The sequence below is a fragment of the Cobetia sp. BMC6 genome (assembly GCF_029991385.1).
GTDB lineage: Bacteria > Pseudomonadota > Gammaproteobacteria > Pseudomonadales > Halomonadaceae > Cobetia.
Genome location: NZ_JAKUMF010000004.1, coordinates 160,273 through 174,073, shown reverse-complemented (window position 1 = coordinate 174,073; position 13,801 = coordinate 160,273). Strand labels below are relative to the sequence as shown.

Annotated in this window: 15 protein-coding genes; 13 read left to right on the top strand and 2 right to left on the bottom strand. The window is 63.6% G+C overall.

Annotated features, from left to right (window positions below):
- Positions 1–100 precede the first annotated feature (100 nt).
- Positions 101–1,663, bottom strand: a complete 1,563-nt coding sequence (gpmI, locus tag MKZ40_RS10305) for a 2,3-bisphosphoglycerate-independent phosphoglycerate mutase (RefSeq protein WP_175088951.1) — start codon at positions 1,661–1,663, stop codon at positions 101–103.
- A gap of 444 nt (positions 1,664–2,107) precedes the next feature.
- Between gpmI and MKZ40_RS10300 the strand changes: the two genes are divergently transcribed.
- The 11 genes from MKZ40_RS10300 (at position 2,108) to MKZ40_RS10250 (ending at position 10,720) form a co-directional block, all read left to right on the top strand.
- On the top strand, positions 2,108–2,527 hold the full coding sequence (locus MKZ40_RS10300; protein WP_043331622.1) for a rhodanese-like domain-containing protein: 420 nt from the start codon (positions 2,108–2,110) through the stop codon (positions 2,525–2,527).
- A gap of 126 nt (positions 2,528–2,653) precedes the next feature.
- A complete protein-coding gene (secB, locus tag MKZ40_RS10295) occupies positions 2,654–3,157 on the top strand; it encodes a protein-export chaperone SecB (protein WP_043331620.1) in 504 nt (167 codons plus the stop codon).
- A gap of 165 nt (positions 3,158–3,322) precedes the next feature.
- Positions 3,323–4,069 carry a 16S rRNA (uracil(1498)-N(3))-methyltransferase gene (locus MKZ40_RS10290; protein WP_175088952.1) on the top strand — a complete coding sequence of 249 codons (747 nt, stop codon included), beginning with the start codon at positions 3,323–3,325 and terminating at the stop codon, positions 4,067–4,069.
- A 212-nt stretch (positions 4,070–4,281) separates the two neighbouring features.
- Positions 4,282–5,253 (top strand): glutathione synthase, encoded by a 972-nt coding sequence (gshB, locus tag MKZ40_RS10285; RefSeq protein ID WP_175088953.1) that lies wholly within the window; start codon positions 4,282–4,284, stop codon positions 5,251–5,253.
- A 107-nt stretch (positions 5,254–5,360) separates the two neighbouring features.
- A complete protein-coding gene (locus tag MKZ40_RS10280; RefSeq protein WP_175088954.1) occupies positions 5,361–6,275 on the top strand; it encodes a TonB family protein in 915 nt (304 codons plus the stop codon).
- Positions 6,276–6,290: 15 nt separating this feature from the next.
- The gene (locus MKZ40_RS10275) at positions 6,291–6,848 is read left to right on the top strand and encodes a YqgE/AlgH family protein (RefSeq protein WP_043331610.1); all 558 of its coding nucleotides are present in this window, start codon (positions 6,291–6,293) and stop codon (positions 6,846–6,848) included.
- Positions 6,841–7,296: a Holliday junction resolvase RuvX gene (gene ruvX, locus MKZ40_RS10270; protein ID WP_175088955.1), complete on the top strand. Its 456-nt coding sequence runs from the start codon at positions 6,841–6,843 to the stop codon at positions 7,294–7,296. The genes MKZ40_RS10275 and ruvX overlap by 8 nt, the downstream gene beginning before the upstream one ends.
- 83 nt (positions 7,297–7,379) lie before the next feature.
- Positions 7,380–7,928 carry a bifunctional pyr operon transcriptional regulator/uracil phosphoribosyltransferase PyrR gene (pyrR, locus tag MKZ40_RS10265; protein ID WP_282627857.1) on the top strand — a complete coding sequence of 183 codons (549 nt, stop codon included), beginning with the start codon at positions 7,380–7,382 and terminating at the stop codon, positions 7,926–7,928.
- Positions 7,925–8,977 (top strand): aspartate carbamoyltransferase catalytic subunit, encoded by a 1,053-nt coding sequence (locus MKZ40_RS10260; RefSeq protein ID WP_175088957.1) that lies wholly within the window; start codon positions 7,925–7,927, stop codon positions 8,975–8,977. Before pyrR ends, MKZ40_RS10260 begins: the two co-directional genes overlap by 4 nt.
- Positions 8,974–10,239 carry a dihydroorotase gene (locus tag MKZ40_RS10255; protein WP_175088958.1) on the top strand — a complete coding sequence of 422 codons (1,266 nt, stop codon included), beginning with the start codon at positions 8,974–8,976 and terminating at the stop codon, positions 10,237–10,239. The genes MKZ40_RS10260 and MKZ40_RS10255 overlap by 4 nt, the downstream gene beginning before the upstream one ends.
- Before the next feature lie 295 nt (positions 10,240–10,534).
- Entirely contained in the window at positions 10,535–10,720 is a 186-nt protein-coding gene (locus tag MKZ40_RS10250) for a tautomerase family protein (RefSeq protein WP_043331603.1), read from the top strand.
- Positions 10,721–11,008: 288 nt separating this feature from the next.
- Here MKZ40_RS10250 and serA read toward each other — a convergent pair whose 3' ends face one another.
- Positions 11,009–12,259, bottom strand: coding sequence for a phosphoglycerate dehydrogenase (serA, locus tag MKZ40_RS10245; protein ID WP_043331602.1), 1,251 nt, complete (start codon positions 12,257–12,259; stop codon positions 11,009–11,011).
- A gap of 321 nt (positions 12,260–12,580) precedes the next feature.
- On the opposite strand from serA, the gene xseB reads away from it, so the two are divergent.
- Both xseB and MKZ40_RS10235 read left to right on the top strand, forming a co-directional pair.
- Complete coding sequence (gene xseB / locus MKZ40_RS10240) at positions 12,581–12,865, top strand: exodeoxyribonuclease VII small subunit (RefSeq protein ID WP_175088959.1); 285 nt, start codon at positions 12,581–12,583, stop codon at positions 12,863–12,865.
- Positions 12,865–13,797 carry a farnesyl diphosphate synthase gene (locus MKZ40_RS10235; protein WP_175088960.1) on the top strand — a complete coding sequence of 311 codons (933 nt, stop codon included), beginning with the start codon at positions 12,865–12,867 and terminating at the stop codon, positions 13,795–13,797. Before xseB ends, MKZ40_RS10235 begins: the two co-directional genes overlap by 1 nt.
- The last annotated feature ends 4 nt before the right edge of the window (positions 13,798–13,801 follow it).

Sequence of the window (13,801 nt, the reverse complement as noted above, 5' to 3'; positions counted from 1 at the left end):
CCGGCGCTTTGAGATTCGGGGGCGGTCGCCCTGCCCGAGCGATGTGCTCGGGCAGGGCGAGAGGCATGACGCACCGAAGGGCGCGCCATGCAGCCTGCTATCAGGCCTCGGCATAATCGACCAGCACCTTGCCATCCATCTCTTCCGGCACCGACTGGCCCATCATGGTCAGCAGGGTCGGGGCGAGATCGCACAGACGCCCGTCGGCGGCCAGTTTGGCATCGCGCTGCGTCACGTAGATCAGCGGCACCTCGAAGGTGGTGTGCGCAGTCTGCGGATTGCCGGTTTCCGGGTGCACCATCTGCTCGGCGTTGCCGTGGTCGGCGGTGATCAGGCATTCGCCACCGACCTTCTCCAGCGCCTCGACCACGCGGGCCACGCACTTGTCGAGGAACTCGACGGCCTGGGCGGCGGCGTCGAACTTGCCAGTGTGGCCGACCATGTCGCCGTTGGCGTAGTTGCAGACGATGAGGTCGTAGCTGCCGGATTCGATGGCTTCCACCAGCTTGTCGGTGACTTCGCCGGCGCTCATTTCCGGCTTCTCGTCGTAGGTCTTCACGTCCTGCGGGGACGGCACGAGGATGCGCGTCTCGCCGGGGTATTCCTCTTCGCGGCCACCGGAGAAGAAGAAGGTGACGTGCGCGTACTTCTCGGTCTCGGCGATGCGCAGCTGGGTCAGGCCACGGTCGGACACGACCTCGCCCAGGGTGTTGTGCAGCTCGGTCGGCGGAAAGGCTGCCGGCGCCGGGATGTCGGCGGCGTACTGGGTCATCATTACCAGGCCGTCGTGGGCCAGCTTGGGCGGCGTGCGCTCGAAGCCTGCGAAGTCCGGCTCGACGAAGGCGCGGGTCAGCTCGCGGGCACGGTCGGCGCGGAAGTTCATGAAGATGGCCGCATCGCCTTCCTGCATGGCGACGGAATCGCCGATACGGGTGGCGGTGACGAATTCATCGGTCTCGTCGCGCTCGTAGGCGGCAGCCAGACCGGCGACCCCGGTGGCGGCTTCATGCTCGGCCTCGCCGTTGGCGATCAGGCGGTAGGCCTGCTCGACGCGGTCCCAGCGGTTGTCGCGGTCCAGTGCGAAGTAGCGACCGACCAGCGTGGCGACACGGCCGTCTTCCAGGCCCAGGCCCGCGAGGTGCTCATCGGCACGCGCGATGGAGGCCTCGGCACTCTTGGGCGCGGTGTCACGGCCATCGGTGATGGCGTGGATATAGATGCGCGTGGCGCCCCGCTCGGCGGCCAGGTCGGCCATGGCCAGGGTGTGGTCTTCGTGGGAGTGGACGCCACCCGGTGACAGCAGGCCGATCAGGTGCACGGCACGCCCGGCCTTGACGGCGGCATCGATGGGCGCGGTCAGGACCTCATTGTCCTTGAGGGCATTCTCACGCACCGCCTTGGTGATGCGCGTGAAGTCCTGATAGACGATGCGTCCGGCACCGAGGTTCATGTGGCCGACTTCGGAGTTGCCCATCTGGCCGTCCGGCAGGCCGACGAAGCCACCATCGGTGTGAATCAGTTCGCTGGGATATTCACGACGCAGGCGGTCCATCACCGGCGTGTCGGCGGCGAGGATGGCGTTGTCCTTCTCCTCTTCGCTATGACCGTAGCCGTCCAGAATGATTAGGGCGACGGGACGCGGACCTTGTGCTTGAGCTGCCATGACTTCCTCGCTGTGATGACGAATGATCTGGGGTGAGCAGGGGCCGGGATACCAGGATGATGCTCGGCGGGAGACACATCATGCAGCTGTCATGTCCTGTGGCCATGCTGTGGCGCATCCGCGAGGCAGAGTCCTCGGCGGAGACGACATGTAGTGATAAAACTACCTGCTCGTTCTGCCCTCTATTAGAGGGGTGGTAAGGTGCCGAGTGCAAGTGTCGCAAGTGTATCGCCGGGATTGGGTCGCGCTATCGGTGGATCGCTCCGGCCCGGCTGAGCTGACAGCAGCCGGCGCATCGCTCGGCTACGCCTTTTTGATGCCATGCAGCGGCATTCATGCTTGGGCCTGTCATGTATAATGCTGGCTCCGTTACCTCAGGTAGCGGTCTATTTCCTTTGCCGCGTACGCGTCGGCATGCACGTCACAGCGGAGTTAGCCCGTCTCATGATCGAACAGCTGCTTCAGTTCGCGCAGAATCATCCCTTGCTGGTCGGTGCCTTCGTCGCCCTGCTGGTCGCCCTCATTGTCATGGAAACCATGCGTGGCAACCACGGCGTCAGCGTCAGCGAGGCCACGCGACTGGTCAATCGCGAAGAGGGTGTCTTCATCGACATCCGCGACAGCAAGGAATTCAAGGCAGGGCATATCGCCGGTGCCGTCAACGTTCCCAGCAGTCAGCTGACCAGCGAGACCACTCCGCTGGCCAAGTACAAGGAACGCCCGGTGATCATCGTCTGCAAACACGGCCAGACGGCGGGACCGCTGGTAGCGCGCCTCGAGAAGGATGGCTTCAAGCAGGCCGTCAAGCTCAAGGGCGGCATGGGCCAGTGGGAAGCCGACAGCCTGCCGGTCGTGACTCGCTGAGTCGCAGGCTCGCTCGCCGAGTGTCTGCCAGCTGTCATTGCCTCCGCTGGCTGGGCAAGTTTGCGGGCCTGCTGGAAGCCGGCTCGCAACCAAGAATAAATCTCCGAACCCTCAAGGATATGTCTCATGGCTGAAGAACAGAACGCACAGGCTGCAGCAGGCGCAGAACAGGCTCAGGATCAGCTCCAGTTTGCCCTGCAGCGCATCTACGTGAAGGACGTGTCCTTCGAAGCCCCGAATTCTCCGGCGGTCTTCTCCCAGCCGTTCCAGCCGAAGGTCGCGCTGGAGCTGGATACCGAGCACCAGCAGGTCGGTGAGGAGCTGTTCGAAGTTTCCATCAAGGTCACCGCTCAGGTCACCAACGGCGAAGACAAGACCACTGCCTTCCTGGCGGAAGTCGAGCAGGCTGGCCTGTTCCGTATCGCTGGCCTGTCTGCCGAGCAGCTGGACCACACCCTGGGCGCCTTCTGCCCGAACGTGCTGTTCCCGTATGCGCGTGAAGCCATCGACAACCTGGTCAACCGTGGCAGCTTCCCTCCGCTGATGCTGGCTCCGGTCAACTTCGAGGCCATGTACGCGCAGCGCAAGCAGCGTGAAGCCCAGGGCGCCGCCGAGGCGACCGCTCACTGATCAGTGAGCCGGCCTTGATGGGCCACATGACAGGTACGACCAGCGACGGGCCCCAGTGGCCCGTCGCTGCGTTTCTGGGCGACAATGGCCGCCGCCTTGCCTGCGATGCTGCATTGACTCATCGCGGCTCACTTTCACTGCTTCTCTGTCCGCGAGACCCCGCCCATGGCCATTCGTCTGCACTGCCCCGATCTTGATCTCAATGTCAGCGCCGGGGCGTCCTTCGCCCTCCCCGAGGGGCCTGCACGCCACCTCGGGCTGGTGCTGCGTGCCAAGGTCGGCAGTGAGGCGCAGCTGTTCGATGGGCGTGGGCAGGAGGTGCGCGTGGTGCTGGAGGAGGTGACCCGCAAGGGCGTCAGCGTGAAGGTGATCGAGGCGGTGCCCAATGACCGCGAGGCGCCGCTGGCGGTGCATCTGGGACAGGCGATCTCCAAGGGCGATCGCATGGATTACGCCATCCAGAAGGCCTGTGAGATGGGCGTGGCTGCCATCACGCCACTCTATACCGCGCGTGGCGACGTCAAGCTCAAGGGCGAGCGCGCCGACAAGAAGCTGGCGCACTGGCAGGGCGTGGCGGCCAGCGCCTGCGAACAGTGCGGAAGAAGTGTCGTGCCGGTCGTGCATGCCCCGGTGGCGATGACGCAGTGGCTGGCCGAGCGTGATGAGCCGCTGCGCCTGATTCTGCAGCCGGGCGGTGCCGAGGCGCTGAACGTGGCCGAGGCCGAGGGCGGCGTTGCCCGCGCCAGCCTGCTGATCGGACCGGAAGGCGGCTTCACGCAGGAGGAGGTGGCAGAAGCGGCCGCCGCCGGTTGTGAGGTGCTCGGCCTGGGGCCGCGTATCCTGCGCACCGAGACGGCGCCGGTGGTGGCGCTGACCTTGCTGCAGCAGCGATTTGGTGACCTGCCGCGCTGATCTCCCAACATCGGGCGCCCGGGCGGAATTGTTTATCTGCCGGCAACACAGCGTGCGCCGGCAAGGGCGTTTCGCCAGTGGTGAGCAGCACGGCGCTGCTGCATACTTGTCCCATCGCTCCCGCGCCATGGTGTCATGTCGCGACGGGAGTCTCCGTTATCCCCGCTGCCGGCCGCGTTCCGGGCTGGCAGTGTCGTCACAAGGTTGCCTCAATGACTGCTCGCAAGCTCAAGATCGGCGTGGTGATGGACCCGATGTCCAGCGTCGCCTACAAGAAGGACACCACTCTGGCCATGTTGTGGGCCGCCAGCCAGCGTGGCTGGTCGCTGCACTATCTCGAGCAGGAAGATCTCTATCTCGAGAATGGTCGCGCCATGGGCCGGATGCGTGATCTGGAGGTCTACCACGACCCGGACAACTTCTATCAGCTGGGCGAGGTCGTCGCGACTCCGCTGGCCGAGCTTGACGTGATCCTGATGCGCAAGGATCCGCCCGTCGACGAACACTTCCTGAATGCCGTTCACCTGCTGGGCTTTGCCGAGCGGGAAGGCGTGCTGGTGGTCAATCCGACAGCTGCGCTGCAGACCTGCAACGAGAAGCTCTTCGCTCAGCAGTTCCCGCAGTGCATCCCGCCGACTACCGTGTCGGCCAACGCCAAGGTGCTGCGTGCCTTCCATGCCGAGCATGGCAACGTGATCTTCAAGCCGCTGGATGGCATGGGAGGCAGTGGTATCTTCCACGTCGCCGAAGATGGCCGCAATCTCGGCTCGGTGATCGAGCAGCTGACGCTGCAGGGCACCCGTCAGATCATGGCCCAGCGTTATGTGCCGGAAATCAGTGCCGGCGATACGCGCATTCTGCTGGTGGATGGCGAACCGGTACCGTTCGGTCTGGCGCGCATTCCGAGCGCCGGCGAGACACGCGGCAACCTGGCGGCTGGCGGACGTGGCGAATCGCGTGAGCTGACCGACCGCGATTACTGGCTGATCGAGCAGGTCAAGCCGGTGGTGAAATCATTGGGTCTGATGTTCGTCGGCCTGGACGTGATCGGCGACTACATCACCGAGATCAACGTCACCAGCCCGACCTGCGTGCGCGAGATCGATACCCAGCGCGGCACTGATATCGCCGGTCTGTTGATGGATGCCATCGAAGCGCGTCTGGCGGCGCAGCCCCCCGCCTGAGCAATATCGCGGTGAGGTCGGCGCCAGTGGCTGACCCGCAATGGATTCGCAGTAAACGGCAGGGAAGCCGAAGCTGCCAATGAGGTTCCGTGGACAGGGAGTGGGGTATGGCAGCACCCGTCGAGTGGTGGGCAGGCAATCATGGCGTCACCGACCCGATCACCTATGTTCCGGTGACGCGGGGGCATCGCCGTGTGGTGGCATGGGGCGCGGCACTGGCCGTTCATGCCGTCATCGGCTGGTGGTTACTGGGCAGCGGCCTGCTCACGCCGCCCGAGGTGCCGCCGATGCCCAAGCCGGTGATGCTCGATGTGACGCTGGTCAGTCAGGCCAGCGCCACTGCCGTCGACTCGCAGGTGGTGGCCGAGCAGGACCAGCAGGCCAGTGGCAGCGGGCGCGAGGCAGCGGTGCAGGCCGGGCCAGTCAATCTGGCGCCCCCGCAGCCGGGCGAGCAGAGTGCGTCCGAGGCCAGCGAGCCGGCCGTGGCGGAAGCCCAGGCTCCGGCTACGCAGGCGCTGGTGCTGCCGGAGCGCATCCCCGAGGTCATCGCGACCCAACAGGCATCGTCACAGCAGGTGGCGCGTTCCGAACTGCTGCCGGATACGCCGGACAACGAACAGCAGGCCAGCGAGCAGGACGTCCAGCGAATCCAGGCCTCCGGCCAGTCACGTGAGGTGGTGGGTGACACCGCCTCACGCAAGGCGGCGCGTGCCTCGGCCCGTGCGCGCTATATCAACGACTGGACCGGCACGGTGCAAACGTTCGGCAACCAGCACTATCCGGCGCCTGCTCATCTGAGCGGCGAGCTGCGGATTCGCGCCGTCGTGCTGCCCAGCGGTCAGCTTGAGTTCGCGGAAGTGTTACAATCCTCGGGACATGCTGAACTCGACCAGGCGGCTCTGGATACGGTCTACGGCGCGGCTCCTTATGCGCCCTTTGATGAAAGTCTCAAGGGGATGAGCCAGCTGACCATCACCCGCATCTGGCGATTCGGCCCCGGCAACGATTCTGGCGCGCCCTGACGCCTCGGGAGGACCATGCAAAGTCTGCGAGACTATTTCCTGCTGGCGATGCCGCATCTCGATGATGACAATTTTTCCGGCTCGCTCAGTTACCTCTGTGATCATGATGACAAGGGCACCCTCGGTGTCATCGTCAACAAGCCGATCAAGCTGACCATGCGCGGTCTGTTCGAGCAGCTCGAGATCGCTGCCGACAGCTGTGAACGCCTCGATGAGGTGGTCTATTACGGCGGCCCCGTCCACAAGGACCGCGGCTTCATCCTGCATCGCGGCAAGGCCAGCGAGTGGGATTCCAGCCTGCAGGTGACCGACGAGCTGGCGCTGACCACTTCGTTGGACATCTTGAAGGCGATAGCCGGCAACGAAGGCCCTGATGATTTCATGGTCTGCCTCGGCTGCGCTGGCTGGGAGCCGGACCAGCTCACCAACGAGCTGAAGGAGAACAGCTGGCTGATCGTCGAAGGCGACAGTGGCATCCTCTTCGATGCCGACAGTGAGTCCCGTCTCGAAGCGGCTGCCAGCAAGCTGGGCGTCGACATGAATCTGATGTCGCGGGAGATCGGGCATGGCTGAGCGGAAAGTCAGCCGTACGGCGCTGGCGTTCGACTTCGGCACGCGCCGTATCGGTGTCGCGGTGGGCACCGAGATGCTCGGCACCGCGACGCCTCTGGTACCGCTGCATGTGCGGGACGGCATTCCGGACTGGAATGTCGTCAATCGCCTGATCGAGGAATGGCAGCCCGATCTGTTCGTGGTCGGCCTGCCCCTCGAGCTGGACGGCAGCGAGACACTGATGTGCAGCCGAGCCCGCAAGTTCGGCAAGCGCCTGTATGGCCGCTACGGCAAGCCGCTGGAAATGTGGGACGAGCGCGGCTCCACCAAGGCGGCCAAGGGCTTGGCGCGTGAGCGCGGCCACCGCGGCAATTATCGCGATGATGGCGTGGACGGCCTCGCCGCTCAGCTGATTCTCGAAAGCTGGTTTGCAAGCCAGCGAGGCGAGGGCGACCTTGTCGGTTACTGAATACTCCACCCGCTTCCTTTCCGGAAGCGGGTTTTTTTTGTCTGTTTGCCGCCATCCGGCAGGGAAGATAGGAAGCGATATCCATGCAAGAGTCTGAGATGCACGAAGAACATGAAACGCTGCCAGAGGTCGAGGCATTGCTCGAGGCCATGACCGAAGAGCTCGAATTGCTGTTCGAGCGCCGTGAACTCGATCGTGAACGTCTGATTCCGGTCGGCATTCATACCGGCGGTGTCTGGGTCGCCCAGGCACTGCGTAAGCGGCTGGGGCTTGAGGAGCCCCTCGCGACACTGGATATCGGTTTCTGGCGCGACGACTTCGGCCACAAGGGCCTGCCGGATGGCGGCCAGGGATCACAGCTGCCGGATATCGAGAATCGCGATCTGCTGCTGGTGGACGATGTGCTGATGAGCGGGCGTACCGTGCGCGCGGCGCTCAATGAGCTGTTCGACTACGGCCGTCCGCGCCGCGTGCTGCTGGCCTGCCTGGTAGAGCTGCCAGGGCGTGAGCTACCGGTGCAGCCGGACGCCCTGGGAGCCAACCTGGCGCTGGCGCCCGGCAAGCGCATCAAGCTGGAGGGCCCCGACAACCTGCGCCTGACGCTGGTCGATACCACAGAGGTGACGGCATGAACCTGTTTGATCTCTCGCAGGCCAGCGCGGAGGTGCGGGCTGCCTCGCCGGCACAGGTCCAGCTGGATGAGCAGGGTAGACTGCGCCACTTTCTGGATATCGAAGGCCTGCCGCGCAGCGTGCTGACCGAGATTCTCGACACCGCCGATCACTTCCGTGGCATCGGCGATGCCGAGGTCAAGAAGGTGCCGTTGCTGCGCGGGCGTACGGTGGCCAACCTGTTCTTCGAGAACTCGACCCGGACGCGTGCCACCTTCGAGCTGGCCGCCAAGCGTCTGTCGGCGGATGTGCTCAATCTGGACATCAAGACCTCGTCGGCCGCCAAGGGCGAGTCGCTGATGGACACCCTGGTCAATCTCGAGGCCATGCAGGCGGACGCCTTCGTGGTGCGTCATGGCGACTCCGGCGCGGCGCACTTCATCGCCAGCCAGATCACCCCGCATGTGGCGATCATCAATGCCGGCGATGGTCGCCATGCACACCCGACTCAGGCGATGCTCGACATGTTGACCATCCGCCGTCACAAGGGCGAGTTCGCCAATCTACGCGTCGCGATCGTCGGTGACATCCTGCATTCGCGCGTCGCTCGCTCGCAGATTCAGGCGCTCAATACGCTGGGCGCAGCGGAGGTGCGTGTGGTCGCGCCGCAGACGCTGCTGCCCATCGGGGTCGAGACGCTGGGATGTCAGGTCTTCACTGAGCTGTCAGCAGGGCTGAAGGATGTCGATGTCGTCATCATGCTGCGCCTGCAGAAGGAGCGCATGGATGGCGCACTGTTGCCCTCGGAATCGGAATACTACCGTCGCTATGGTCTGACCCGCGAAAGCCTGGCACACGCGCATCCTGACGCCGTGGTAATGCATCCGGGGCCGATCAACCGGGGTGTCGAGATCGAATCCGCCGTCGCGGATGGCCCGCGCTCGCTGATACTCGATCAGGTCACCAACGGTATCGCGGTGCGCATGGCGGTGCTGTCGATGGCGGTCTCCGGACAGATGAAGGCGCGCGCCGAGCGCAGGGGTGAACGTTCACGAGGAGCTGGCGCATGAAACGCAGCCTGATCAATGCACGGGTGATCGACCCGACCAACGGCCGCGATGGCCAGTACGACCTGCATCTCGATGGCGGCCGTCTGATCGCGATCGGCGAAGCACCGGCGGATTTCAGTGCCGAGCAGCGTGATGAGCTGGCGGGCAAGCTGGTCACGCCGGCCTTCATCGATCTTGGCGCGCACCTGCGCGACCCGGGCCCGCGCTACAAGGGCAGCCTGGTCAGTGAGTCGGCCGCCGCTCTGGCGGGTGGTTACGCGACCATCCTGCCGCGCCCCGACACCAGCCCGGTGCTCGACAGCGCCTCGCATATTCGTACGCTGCTGGACCGCGCGCGTGATGTGGCGGGGGTGCGTCTTGCGCCCTTGGGAGCGCTGACGCAGGGGCTGGAAGGTGAGCTGCTTGCCAATATGGCCGCGCTCAAATCCGCAGGCTGTGTGGCACTGACCAACCTGCGCCAGCCGATACGCGATCTCGGTGTACTGCGGCGTTGTCTGGAATACGCGCGGACCTTTGATATCACCGTCGTGTTCCAGGCCCAGGAGGCCGCCTTGGCCGGGCAGGGCTGCGCCCATGAGGGCGCCATAGCCTCGCGTCTCGGGCTGGCCGGCATCCCGGAATCTGCCGAAACGGTCGCTCTGACCCAGTGGCTGCTGTTGATCGAGCAGACCGGCGTGCGGGCGCATGTGTCGCTGCTCTCCAGCGCACGGGCCGTCGAGCTGGTACGTGATGCCAAGGCCAGAGGGCTGGATATCAGTGCGGATGTGTCGATGGCGCAATTGCACTGGACCGATGAGCAACTGGAAGGCTTCAATGCCAACTTCCATCTGGAGCCGCCACTGCGTAGCGCGGCAGACCGGGATGCGCTGCGGGCCGGTGTGATCGATGGCACCATCGATGCCATCGTCAGTGATCATCTGCCCCATGAAGCCGCTGCCAAGAGCGCACCCTTCGCAGTATCCGAGCCCGGCATGACCAGCCTGGAAACCATGCTGCCGCTGGGGCTGGCGCTGGTGAAGGCCGAGCTGCTCAGCCTGCCTCGCCTGATCGAGACATTGACGTTCAGTGCCAGACGCTTCGGGCTCAAGGGCGGCATGCTGAAAGTGGGTGAGTACTGTGATCTGGCGGTGATCGATATGGAGCAGGAATGGCATGTCTCAAGCGAGACGCTGGTCAGTGCCGGCCATAACACACCACTGCTTGGCATGCTGTTGAAGGGTCGCGTCGAGGAAGTGCTGCTGGGCGATACCTGCTACGTCTAAGCAGTGTTTCACGTGGAACATGATGCTTGAGATATCTGGCTCAAGCTCGCCAACAGGCTGATATAAAAGCAATTCCTGGATGGTGTGTGGTGAGGATTGGCTGCTTTATCGTAAAGCAGCCAATTTCTTTACCAGCCTATGCCGCAGAGTGACACCGCTGGGCTGCGCTTATTGCTGCTGGTTGATGTTTCACGTGGAACATAGGCCGCAGCGCCATAAGGCGACTATGGCAATCGCGAGCCGAGGCTGGCCAGGCACGCTGAAAAAGAGACATGAATAACAAGGAGAGACAACCATGCCGATGATTCGTGCGGAATTTCTGACTGGCAAGACACAGGAACAGAAGCGAGAGCTGGTGGAGGCGTTGACGCGCGAGACGGCTCGCGTGCTGGGCGTGCGTGAGCAGTCCGTCTGGGTGGTGCTGCAGGAAGTGGAGCCGGAAAACTGGGCCGTCGCTGGTACGCCATTGTCAGAGCGGTGAGAGAAAATTTTCAATCGGGCGCTTTTTTCATCTATTTGATTCAAAAGGTGTTTTGCGAGGAATAAAGATGTTCCACGTGAAACACACCCTTGGTCCTGGTCGGCAGTGTCAGAGTATGGGAAGTCGGCTGATGGATGGCAGAGGCATGAAGGAGGGGAGTGGGAAGCAAGACACGCGAAGAGCCAACGCGCCTGATAATCCGCAACGAAAAAACGCCGCAGCCATTTCTGGCTGCGGCGTTTTCATTTGCCTGCCCTCTGCTCCACGGCCATGAAGCAGAGCACGGACTCAGTTCTCGAAATCAGCTTCCGAGTAGAGAGTCCGGATACGCAGGGTATGGTCGACGGTCTTGAGCGCTTCGAGCGCTTTCTTGCCGTAGGCCTTGTCGACATCGATGACCACATAGCCGACCGTGTTGTTGGTCTGCAGGTACTGGCCAGAGATGTTGATACCTTCCTCGGACAGCACCTGGTTGATGCGTGACAGCACGCCCGGAACGTTGTCGTGGATATGCAGCAGACGATGCTTTTCCGGGTGCGCCGGCAGGGCGACTTCCGGGAAGTTGACCGAGCCGATGGTGGTGCCGTTGTCGGAGTAGGTCACCAGCTTCTCGGCGACTTCAACACCGATGTTCTCCTGGGCTTCCATGGTGGAGCCACCGACGTGCGGCGTCAGGATGACATTGTCAAACTCGCGCAGCGGAGACACGAACTCTTCGCCGTTGCCTTTCGGCTCTACCGGGAAGACATCGATGGCGGCGCCCAGCAGCTTGCCGCTGGAGAGGGCTTCGGCCAGGTCTTCGATGACGACGGTGGTGCCGCGTGCCGCATTGATGAAGACGCTGTTCTGCTTCATCAGCGCGAATTGCTGCTTGCCCATCATCCACTTGGTGGAGGGGATTTCCGGCACATGCAGCGTGACGATGTCAGCGCGTGCCAGCAGCTCTTCCAGGCTTGCCACCTGACGGGCATTGCCCATCCCGAGCTTGGTGACGGCATCGTAGTAGATGACGTCCAGGCCCAGGGATTCGCTGAGCACGGACAGCTGGGAGCCGATGCTGCCGTAGCCCACGATGCCCAGCGTCTTGCCGCGGACTTCATGGCTGTTCTTGGCGGATTTCATCCACTGGCCACGATGTGCCTTGGCGCTCTTCTCCGGTACGCCGCGCATCAGCATGATGGCTTCGGCCAGAACCAGCTCGGCGACCGAGCGAGTGTTGGAGTAGGGCGCGTTGAACACGGGGATACCGCGCTTCAGTGCGGCTTCCAGGTCAACCTGGTTGGTGCCGATGCAGAAGCAGCCGATGGCGGTGAGCTTCTCGGCAGCGGAGATCACGCGCTCGTTGAGCTGAGTGCGGGAACGAATGCCGATGAAGTGCACATCGCGGATCTTCTCGATCAGTTCTTCCTCGGCCAGCGAGGTCTGAAGCAGTTCGATGTTGGTGTAACCCGCGTTGAGGAAATTATCCACGGCGGATTGGTGGACACCCTCGAGCAATAGAATCTTGATCTTGCTCTTGTCCAGGGACGTCTTGGCCATTGTCGGATCAACCCTCTCGCCGGTCATGCCGGCGTTTCTGTTCGTTTGGTCTTTTTCATGACCTGCTGGCGTGTCACACCTCAAGAAAATGCCAGAGAAACAGCGGGGCGTGCTGTCAACAGGGGAGCAAAGAATATCACAGCCGACGGGGCCTCCGGATGAAATGTCCGCGTGCCGGGCATGAAAAATTCACAGCACAGCCGTTTGATGTGACTCTTGCTGCACGCGCAGGGGGTGGGCAGCGTCGTGAAGCCCTTCGGGTTATACTGGCGCTCCACACAGAGACACCGGGCCCGCCCGGTCGGATGAGCGAGAGCACCCATGGCCGAAAAGGAAGTGCCACAGGATTTCGCCGCCACCCTGGCCCGTCTTGAAGGGTTGGTGACGCGGCTCGAGGCTGGCGACATGTCGCTGGAAGCGTCACTGGGCGCTTTTGAAGAGGGCGTGAGTCTGGCGCGCGAGGCGCAGCAGCGGCTAGACAGCGCCGAGTTGCGCCTGCAGGCATTGGTGGAAGGCCCGGAGGGAGCGCTGACGCCCACGGCGTTTACGGCGCCCGATGCCGCAGGCAGCATGGCGGGTGACGCGGACGAGGAGAAGGACTGGTGATGTCAGGTGGATTGAATACGCAAGTCACGCCGACTGCATCGCAGGCCAGCGAGCTGATCCGCTCTGGACAGGCCCGCAGTGAGGCCGTGCTTGAGGCGTTGTTGACACCCGGCAGTGCGGCGGTGAGTGAGCGTCTCGAGGACGCCATGCGCTACAGCGTGCTGGGTGGCGGCAAGCGTCTGCGCCCCGTGCTGCTGTATGCGGTGGGGCGTGCCCTGGGTTGCGATGAAGAGGCTGCTGACAGCGCTGCGCTGGACGCGGCGGCAGCAGCGCTCGAATTGGTGCATGCCTATTCGCTGGTCCATGATGACCTGCCGGCCATGGACGATGACGATCTGCGGCGTGGCCGTCCCACCGTGCATCGCGCCTTTGATGAGGCGACTGCCATTCTCGCGGGCGATGCCCTGTTGACGCTCTCCTTCGAAGTGATGGCGACGACCGGCCATGTACGCACCCCTGCCCTGGTGCGTACCCTGGCCGAGGCCTCCGGGCGGCGCGGCATGGTGGCCGGTCAGGCGCTGGATCTCGAGGCGGTCGGGCAGTTCCGCGAGGTAGAGGCGCTGTCACGCATGCATGCCTACAAGACCGGCGCACTGATTCGCGCCGCGGTCCGTCTGGGCGGATTGGTGGCAGTCGACGAGCAGGATTCGCGTCTTGCTGCCCTGGAGCGCTACGCTTCGGCTATCGGCCTGGCCTTCCAGATCCAGGATGACATTCTGGACGTGACGGGCGACACCGCAACGCTTGGCAAGACGGCCGGTGCTGACGCTGCGCGCGACAAGCCGACCTATCCCTCGCTGCTTGGACTCGAAGGTGCTCAAGAGCGAGCAGGTCAGCTACTGCAAGAGGCCCTGGATGCCCTGGCACCGTTGGGAGAGGCCGCAGAGCCACTCGCGGTGCTGGCGCGCTACATGATCGAGCGAGACCACTGATTCC

Bases quoted from the DNA above. Each gene is read 5' to 3' on its own strand.
- MKZ40_RS10300 (WP_043331622.1), top strand. From the start codon at position 2,108: ATGATCGAACAGCTGCTTCAGTTCGCGCAGAATCATCCCTTGCTGGTC.
- xseB (WP_175088959.1), top strand. From the start codon at position 12,581: ATGGCCGAAAAGGAAGTGCCACAGGATTTCGCCGCCACCCTGGCCCGT.
- MKZ40_RS10280 (WP_175088954.1), top strand. From the start codon at position 5,361: ATGGCAGCACCCGTCGAGTGGTGGGCAGGCAATCATGGCGTCACCGAC.
- serA (WP_043331602.1), bottom strand. From the start codon at position 12,259: ATGGCCAAGACGTCCCTGGACAAGAGCAAGATCAAGATTCTATTGCTC.
- MKZ40_RS10235 (WP_175088960.1), top strand. From the start codon at position 12,865: ATGTCAGGTGGATTGAATACGCAAGTCACGCCGACTGCATCGCAGGCC.
- MKZ40_RS10290 (WP_175088952.1), top strand. From the start codon at position 3,323: ATGGCCATTCGTCTGCACTGCCCCGATCTTGATCTCAATGTCAGCGCC.
- pyrR (WP_282627857.1), top strand. From the start codon at position 7,380: ATGCAAGAGTCTGAGATGCACGAAGAACATGAAACGCTGCCAGAGGTC.
- gpmI (WP_175088951.1), bottom strand. From the start codon at position 1,663: ATGGCAGCTCAAGCACAAGGTCCGCGTCCCGTCGCCCTAATCATTCTG.
- MKZ40_RS10260 (WP_175088957.1), top strand. From the start codon at position 7,925: ATGAACCTGTTTGATCTCTCGCAGGCCAGCGCGGAGGTGCGGGCTGCC.
- ruvX (WP_175088955.1), top strand. From the start codon at position 6,841: ATGGCTGAGCGGAAAGTCAGCCGTACGGCGCTGGCGTTCGACTTCGGC.
- MKZ40_RS10255 (WP_175088958.1), top strand. From the start codon at position 8,974: ATGAAACGCAGCCTGATCAATGCACGGGTGATCGACCCGACCAACGGC.
- MKZ40_RS10250 (WP_043331603.1), top strand. From the start codon at position 10,535: ATGCCGATGATTCGTGCGGAATTTCTGACTGGCAAGACACAGGAACAG.
- secB (WP_043331620.1), top strand. From the start codon at position 2,654: ATGGCTGAAGAACAGAACGCACAGGCTGCAGCAGGCGCAGAACAGGCT.
- MKZ40_RS10275 (WP_043331610.1), top strand. From the start codon at position 6,291: ATGCAAAGTCTGCGAGACTATTTCCTGCTGGCGATGCCGCATCTCGAT.
- gshB (WP_175088953.1), top strand. From the start codon at position 4,282: ATGACTGCTCGCAAGCTCAAGATCGGCGTGGTGATGGACCCGATGTCC.